The sequence below is a fragment of the Brevibacillus formosus genome (genome assembly GCF_003013405.1).
Lineage (GTDB): Bacteria > Bacillota > Bacilli > Brevibacillales > Brevibacillaceae > Brevibacillus > Brevibacillus formosus.
In genome coordinates, this window is the sequence record NZ_PXZL01000005.1 from 56,731 (window position 1) to 63,777 (window position 7,047).

Annotated in this window: 6 protein-coding genes; all 6 read right to left on the reverse strand. The window is 46.9% G+C overall.

The annotated features are described in order from the left end of the window. Positions 1-92: 92 nt before the first annotated feature. Positions 93-2,543: an ATP-dependent Clp protease ATP-binding subunit gene (locus tag C7R91_RS06730; protein ID WP_016742864.1), complete on the reverse strand. Its 2,451-nt coding sequence runs from the start codon at positions 2,541-2,543 to the stop codon at positions 93-95. Positions 2,544-2,603: 60 nt separating this feature from the next. Continuing rightward, positions 2,604-3,677, reverse strand: coding sequence for a protein-arginine kinase McsB (gene mcsB, locus C7R91_RS06735; RefSeq protein ID WP_047074755.1), 1,074 nt, complete (start codon positions 3,675-3,677; stop codon positions 2,604-2,606). A 19-nt stretch (positions 3,678-3,696) separates the two neighbouring features. Next, positions 3,697-4,215, reverse strand: coding sequence for a protein-arginine kinase activator protein McsA (gene mcsA / locus C7R91_RS06740; RefSeq protein WP_047074757.1), 519 nt, complete (start codon positions 4,213-4,215; stop codon positions 3,697-3,699). Between the two features lie 16 nt (positions 4,216-4,231). Then, entirely contained in the window at positions 4,232-4,696 is a 465-nt protein-coding gene (locus C7R91_RS06745) for a CtsR family transcriptional regulator (RefSeq protein ID WP_047074759.1), read from the reverse strand. Between the two features lie 189 nt (positions 4,697-4,885). After that, on the reverse strand, positions 4,886-5,572 hold the full coding sequence (locus C7R91_RS06750; RefSeq protein ID WP_047074761.1) for an HAD hydrolase-like protein: 687 nt from the start codon (positions 5,570-5,572) through the stop codon (positions 4,886-4,888). Positions 5,573-5,601: 29 nt separating this feature from the next. Then, positions 5,602-6,723, reverse strand: coding sequence for a UDP-N-acetylglucosamine--LPS N-acetylglucosamine transferase (locus C7R91_RS06755; RefSeq protein ID WP_047074763.1), 1,122 nt, complete (start codon positions 6,721-6,723; stop codon positions 5,602-5,604). Between the last annotated feature and the right edge of the window lie 324 nt (positions 6,724-7,047).

Here is a 7,047-nt window from a genome sequence, read left to right on the forward strand (position 1 = left end):
TTGGATTTCTTTCTCTACTTTTATCATAATTACGCACCCAAAAAAAGAATACCTCCCGAATCAGGAGGCATTCTATTACGTTTCAACCCAGCTTACGATTTCGTTTTTTCAAGTCGCTTGACTACCAGCTTGCCTTCTTCGGCTTCGATATTGACGGTATCGCCTTTACTGATCGTACCCTTGAGCAATTCCTCGGACAAATTATCCTCGATGTGACGCTGGATAGCTCGACGCAGAGGACGCGCACCATAGGCCGGATCAAAGCCCTCTTTTGCCAATACTTTCTTGGCTTCTTCGGTCAATTGGAAATCAATGTCCTGTTCTTTCAAACGTTTACGCAGCTCTTCTGTCATGAGCGATACGATTTGCTCGATGTGCTCTTGCTCCAGAGAGTGGAACACGATGACTTCATCGATACGGTTCAAGAACTCAGGACGGAAGCTCTTCTTCAGCTCATCCATGACTTTGTCCTTCATATCCTGATACTTTCTTTCCGAATCGTTGGTCGTGAAGCCGAGCGTCGTATTTTTCTTGATCATGCTGGCTCCAACGTTGGAAGTCATGATGACAACCGTATTGCGGAAATCAACCGTTCGTCCCTTGGAATCTGTCAGACGACCATCATCCAATACTTGCAAGAGGATGTTGAATACGTCTGGGTGGGCTTTCTCGATTTCGTCCAGCAAAATGACGGAGTAAGGCTTGCGACGCACTTTTTCAGTCAGCTGACCGCCTTCGTCAAAGCCTACGTAGCCAGGAGGGGCACCTACCAGACGTGCGGTGGAGTGCTTCTCCATGTACTCGGACATATCTACACGAATCATGGCATCCTCGTCACCGAAAAGCGTCTCTGCCACGGCACGAGCCAATTCGGTTTTACCCACACCGGTAGGTCCCAGGAAGATAAACGAACCGATTGGGCGCTTTGGATCTTTCAAACCAGCACGGGCACGGCGGATCGCACGCGAAATGGATTTGACTGCCTCATCTTGACCAATGACGCGATCGTGCAAAATCTCTTCCATCTTCAGCAAGCGCTCTGTTTCTTCTTCCTTCAGCTTCAACACAGGAATACCCGTCCAGCTCGCTACTACTTGCGCGATGTCTTCTGGCGTAACCTCCATGTTCAGCTGGCCTTGACGCTCTTTCCAGTCTTTTTTCGTTTTATCCAGTTCTTCACGCAGTTTTTGCTCCTGATCGCGAAGTGCTGCTGCTTCCTCGAACTCTTGTGATTGGACTGCAGCGTCTTTTTCCTTGCGCACCTCCTCCAGACGTCCCTCCAGCTCTTTGAGGTTTGGCGGAACCGTAAAGGATTGCAAGCGGACCTTGGATGCCGCCTCGTCGACCAAGTCGATAGCCTTGTCAGGCAGGAAGCGTTCCGTAATATAGCGGTCAGACAATTTTACTGCCTGCTCGATTGCTTCATCGGTAATTTTGACACGATGGTGGGCTTCGTAACGATCACGAAGGCCATGCAGGATACGAATAGCATCCTCCGCTGTCGGTTCATCAACCTGAATCGGTTGGAAACGACGCTCCAATGCCGCGTCTTTTTCGATGTACTTGCGATATTCATCCAGCGTAGTAGCACCTACGCACTGTAACTCGCCACGTGCCAGGGCAGGCTTCAAAATGTTGGAGGCATCGATTGCGCCTTCTGCTCCACCTGCACCAATCAAGGTATGCAGCTCATCAATAAACAGGATGATGTTTCCTGCTTGGCGAATTTCGTCCATGATTTTTTTCAGACGATCTTCGAACTCACCGCGATATTTGGTTCCCGCAACAACGGTTCCCATATCCAGTGTCATGACGCGTTTATCACGAAGGGTTTCCGGAATTTCGTTGTTCACGATTTTTTGGGCAAGACCTTCTGCGATAGCTGTTTTCCCTACACCAGGCTCCCCAATCAAAACAGGGTTGTTCTTGGTACGTCTGCTAAGTACTTGGATCACACGCTCGATTTCTTTTTGGCGACCGATGACCGGGTCCAGCCCGCCATCACGAGCGATTGCAGTCAGATCCCTTGCCAAGCCGTCCAGTGTCGGCGTATTCGCCGCTGGGTTCCCTCCAGACGGTTGATGAGATGCCATCATTTCCGAGCTGCCAAGCAGCTGGAGCACCTGTTGGCGTGCCTTGTTCAGGCTAACGCCCAGATTGTTCATGATTCTCGCAGCAATGCCTTCTCCTTCGCGAATCAAGCCAAGCAGAATATGTTCAGTCCCCACATAGGTATGACCCAATTTGCGGGCTTCGTCCATCGACAGTTCAATAACCTTTTTGGCGCGAGGTGTATAGTTTGGTGTGTAATTGCTACCGGACTGCTCCGTTCCTCGCCCGATTAACGACTCCACTTCACTCTGGATTTTATCGAGGCCAAGCCCAAGTGATTGCAGTGCCTTTGCAGCAATCCCTTCGCCTTCTCGAATGAGTCCCAGTAGCACATGCTCTGTCCCAATATCTTTGTGCCCGAGACGAACCGCCTCTTCTAGGGCAAGCGCCAGTACTTTTTGTGCTCGTTCTGTAAAACGTCCAAACATCATATCGTACACCTCCGTATAACCGTGTTTTTTCTCTATATGGTTAACAATTGCGTGATACCATTACCCTTGTGATTCTACTACGCGCAGACGCTCTCGGATCAGCCTAGCCCTTCTTTCGTCGCGTTGGTCCGGAGTGAGCTTTTGACCAGCGTGGTGTTGTAAAAACCCAGGCTGTGTCGTGACCAACAGTTCGTTTAGAACGAGCGGAGATACATTAGGTATGATGCCTAAATCAATCCCCAAACGTACATCGGACAGACGTTGAGCCGCTTCCTTGGACTCTACCGTGCGAGCATACATCAAGATACCATACGACCGAAAAATCCGATCCTCCAAAGAAACACGTGTATGCTCCAGCAAATACGTACGTGCCACACGCTCTTGCTCAATGATCTGTCTGGCTACACCGTAGAGATTGGAAAGGATATCCGACTCAGACATCCCCAGTGTGACCTGATTGGATAACTGAAAAAGATTCCCTAGAGCTTCGCTGCCCTCTCCGTAAATTCCTCTAACGACCAGACCAACTTGATTAATTGCCTGTAAAATTCTGCTGATCTGCTGCGTCATCACCAGAGCTGGCAAGTGCAGCATCACAGATGCACGAATTCCCGTACCCACATTAGTTGGACAGCTTGTAAGATATCCTCGTGTTTCGTCGAACGCGTAGTTCAAGCTTTTCTCAAAAATGTCGTCTATCTTCGTACCTATTTCCCATGCCTCGTTCAAACGAAACCCGGGTAATAGTACCTGTATTCGAATGTGGTCTTCTTCATTAACCATAATGCTGACAGACTCATCTTCCCGAAGCAATACAGCACCTTTGCGAGATTCCTCTGCCAGGTGAGGGCTAATCAGATGCTTTTCTACGAGCACGCGTTTTTCTAACGGGTTAATTTGATCCATATGGATGACCTGAAGCTGATGACGTTTGCGCATTGCCTCCGAATCGCTTACTTCCGTTACCTTTCTGACGACTTCCTCGCCCTGCGAGTCCGTTGCCAATAACGGAAAGGGGTGCTGGCGCAGGTTACGGGCGATACGCAGCCGTGTACTGATGACAATGTCGGAATCGGGACCTTCTCCTTTCATCCAATTGCTCCACGGGTTTTGCATAAACTGCTTTTGGGACATAACCAGCTAACCTCCCTTGCTACGATTGGGCCATTTTTTGTTCCAATGCTCGAATTCGATCACGCATTTCTGCTGCCTTCTCGAACTCTTCACTGGCGACATGACTTTGCAGCGCTTGCTTTAGTTGCTCCAGCTCTTTACGAATCTTTAGTTTGCTACCGGTACGCTCTGGTACTTTACCACTATGCTGTGTGTTTCCATGAATCCGGCGGAAAAGTGGGTCCAGTCGATCCCCCAAAAAGGTGTAGCAATCACTACAGCCAAATCGGCCGCTTTTACTGAATTGAGCATATGTGAGTCCACATGTTTCGCATTGAAGCGGCTTATTCGTTGCCGTTTCGCGTCCATTCTTTTGCATGGGATCAAATTTTAAAAGTCCTGACAGGAGATTGTTGATGCTGAAGTTGTGAAAGCCGGTAAAGACGTCCCCTTTTTCATGAGCGCACTGCTCGCAAATATGGTATTCGGTTTTTTCGCCATTGACGATTTTCGTCAAATGAAGTGTCGCCGGTCGTTTTCCGCATTCCTCACAGTTCATAACATCCTACCTCCTTTTACTTCAACAAGATTGCTGCGATCATCTGCTTTAAAATATTTGCCCGCAAACGATCCCGCAATTCAGCTTCTAGGGTCAATACGTTTCGCGAGGTAGCGATTTTCATCAAGGTGGCTTCTCTGATGTTGACTAATCCTTCCTCCAATAGTCTTTCTACGATCGCATTTCCCACGCTCTGACTGATGCTCTCACCAATCAGTTCTTCTGTTAGCAATTCCTGCAAGCGTGCTTTGCTGACAATCTGCACCTTACGTATTCGAATATACCCGCCGCCCCCGCGCTTACTTTCTACGATGTAGCCTTTTTGAACAGTAAAGCGCGTATTAATGACGTAATTAATCTGAGACGGCACACATTGAAAATGGTCGGCAAGCTCACTACGCTGAATCTCGATCGATCCATTGGGACTGTTTGTAATGATGCTTTTCAAGTGATGTTCAATGATGTCCGAGATATTACGCAAGTCATCGCCTCCTATTCCTCTGTGTATGTTTCTTATGAGGTAACCTATTGACTTTGACTATCTTTGACTTTAATTATAATGGGTTTAGTGCGTGCCCGCAAGTGTCCCTTACACATTCTAGTGTGGGCAAAAGAGGGTCGCTTGAAACTTGGACATGATCAACAAAAAAACCACTCCCTGAGGAATGGTTTATGCTTGTTTTTGCGTATTGGTGTCGATTGCTGGCAAATGATTCAGTAGCTGAGAGAAGCTGGTGATGATGACATCTGCCCCATCAAGCTCGCCTGGTTTGGCAAAACCAAAGTCGCATCCAATGGTAAATAAACCGTTTGTCTTGCCTGCTTCCACATCGGAGTGACGATCTCCTACCATGATGGCTTGCCCGATTTTGTAATCAGACAACAATTTTGCAACTAGGTCATTCTTGGAATGCGTACGGAAACGGCCAGCCGAGTACAGATCGGTCATCAGCGGCTTTAACTCGTATTCCTGACAAATGGCATCGATGTACTCTTCCTGCCCATTGCTTGCTATAAACAAAGCAAATCCTTTTTCACGCAGCTTTTCCAGTGTTGATTTTACATCTGGATAGAGGTCGGTCACTTTTTCTTTAAGTAACTCGATTTCATTATCTAGCAAGAACGCGTCTGCTGAGCGAATGGCTTCCTCACTCGCGTCTGGCAACAATTTGTCCCAGATCTGCTCAATTGTCATTCCCAGCACATTGATCAACTCACGTTCGTCGGGGGTTTCCCCATGCCATAGTCCTTTTTGACGAAGCTGGTCAAACGTTCGAATAAATGCGGGGGTCGACAGCTTTTCTGTTTGAAGTAACGTGCCATCCATATCAAATAATATCGCGAATGGTACAGTCATGGGTTCCTCCATTTTGTCTGGCTAGGCAGCTATTCTACTTCCCTTGGATATAATTTCATATCATCCATGATAAACTCGGTAATTCGTTGTGCAGCATCTGGCTTCGAGATTTTCTGTCCCATTCTACGCATGTATTCCACCTTGGACGGGCTATGCAATAGTTCATCGATAAAGTAAATCAACTGCTCGGATAGATTTGCGTGTACCGCACATCCGTTGTTGAGCAAAAAGTGGCTGTTCCGCTCTTCCTGTCCAGGCAGAGGGTTGTAAATAATCATGGGTACCCGTTTACTCATTACTTCAGCTGATGTAAGTCCGCCTGATTTGGTGACAATTAAATCAGCCGTTTCCAAGTATTCGTGGAAGTTATTGATGAATTTTAGCGGAACGACTTCATGCCGATACGTACGATTTATCACTTTATTGTACAGCTTGTCGTTTGTCCCTGTTAACACAAAGGTTTTCAGAGGAATGTTAATCTCTTCTAACCCATCTAATACCTTTTCCATCGAGCCGAGACCCAATCCGCCCCCTGAAAGAATAATACTCTTTTGTTCAGGTGCGAGGCCCAGCTTTTGCCGAATTAAATCGGCGTCCAATGGCAAGCTGAATTTTTTCATGATGGGAATACCCATCGGAATGAATTTTTGATGGTCCTGTCGATAAACGTCTAACAGGTAATACAGTTGTTCATGACCGATGAAGTAATAATTGATATGGTGATTAATCCATGATGGATGGATGGTATAGTCGGTAATGATTGTATAGATTGGTTCCTTCCAATCATTTCTCCCTTTTAGTACGGAGAGCATACAGCTTGCAAATGGATGCGTAGCAATAAAGGCATCAGGCTGTACACTGTTGATCAGCTTCTTTAGTTTGTTTGCCAATAACTTATTCATCAGCACATTCATATCGAAGAAACGGGTTCTTTCTGTATTATGGTAAATTCTTCCCCACATCTTAGGTGACAGCCTTAGCAGATTCATATAGCTTTCCAGCAAAATCTTGTGAAAGGTGGGGCTAATATATTCCAACGTATCGATGATCATTGATGTGCAACCACTCTCAGCCAGGCTTTCTTGCATGGCCCGCGCTGCCTGGTTGTGTCCGTTACCGATGGAAGCGGAAAAGATTAGAATTTTTTTCATGAACGATTCTCCTTCATAACCTCGCCTACTCCAACGCCTGGATCAGGTACCTTCTCATGTTAGTCTACCCCAAGACCCGTCTGCAAGAGGGAACTTGTCGGTCATTCGGCCTAACTTATCGACAAAATAATCGCGAGTTTGACTTTTCCTATAAGAAAACCTCTATCGAGGCCTGTTCAACGAGGAGCGACCGCGTTTTAGCGGAAAGTTTTCATGCGCTCCGGAATTTATAAAAAAATTGCTATACGTTAAAAGCAAAAAACCTCCTTACCCATTCTGGGGTAAAGAGGTTGGTTTCATTCCCTGAAAACTGAATACGCATGA

Excerpts from the sequence above, each read along its gene's own strand:
- C7R91_RS06730 (WP_016742864.1), bottom strand. The coding sequence starts at position 2,543 with ATGATGTTTGGACGTTTTACAGAACGAGCACAAAAAGTACTGGCGCTT.
- mcsB (WP_047074755.1), bottom strand. The coding sequence starts at position 3,677 with ATGTCCCAAAAGCAGTTTATGCAAAACCCGTGGAGCAATTGGATGAAA.
- mcsA (WP_047074757.1), bottom strand. The coding sequence starts at position 4,215 with ATGAACTGTGAGGAATGCGGAAAACGACCGGCGACACTTCATTTGACG.
- C7R91_RS06750 (WP_047074761.1), bottom strand. The coding sequence starts at position 5,572 with ATGACTGTACCATTCGCGATATTATTTGATATGGATGGCACGTTACTT.
- C7R91_RS06755 (WP_047074763.1), bottom strand. The coding sequence starts at position 6,723 with ATGAAAAAAATTCTAATCTTTTCCGCTTCCATCGGTAACGGACACAAC.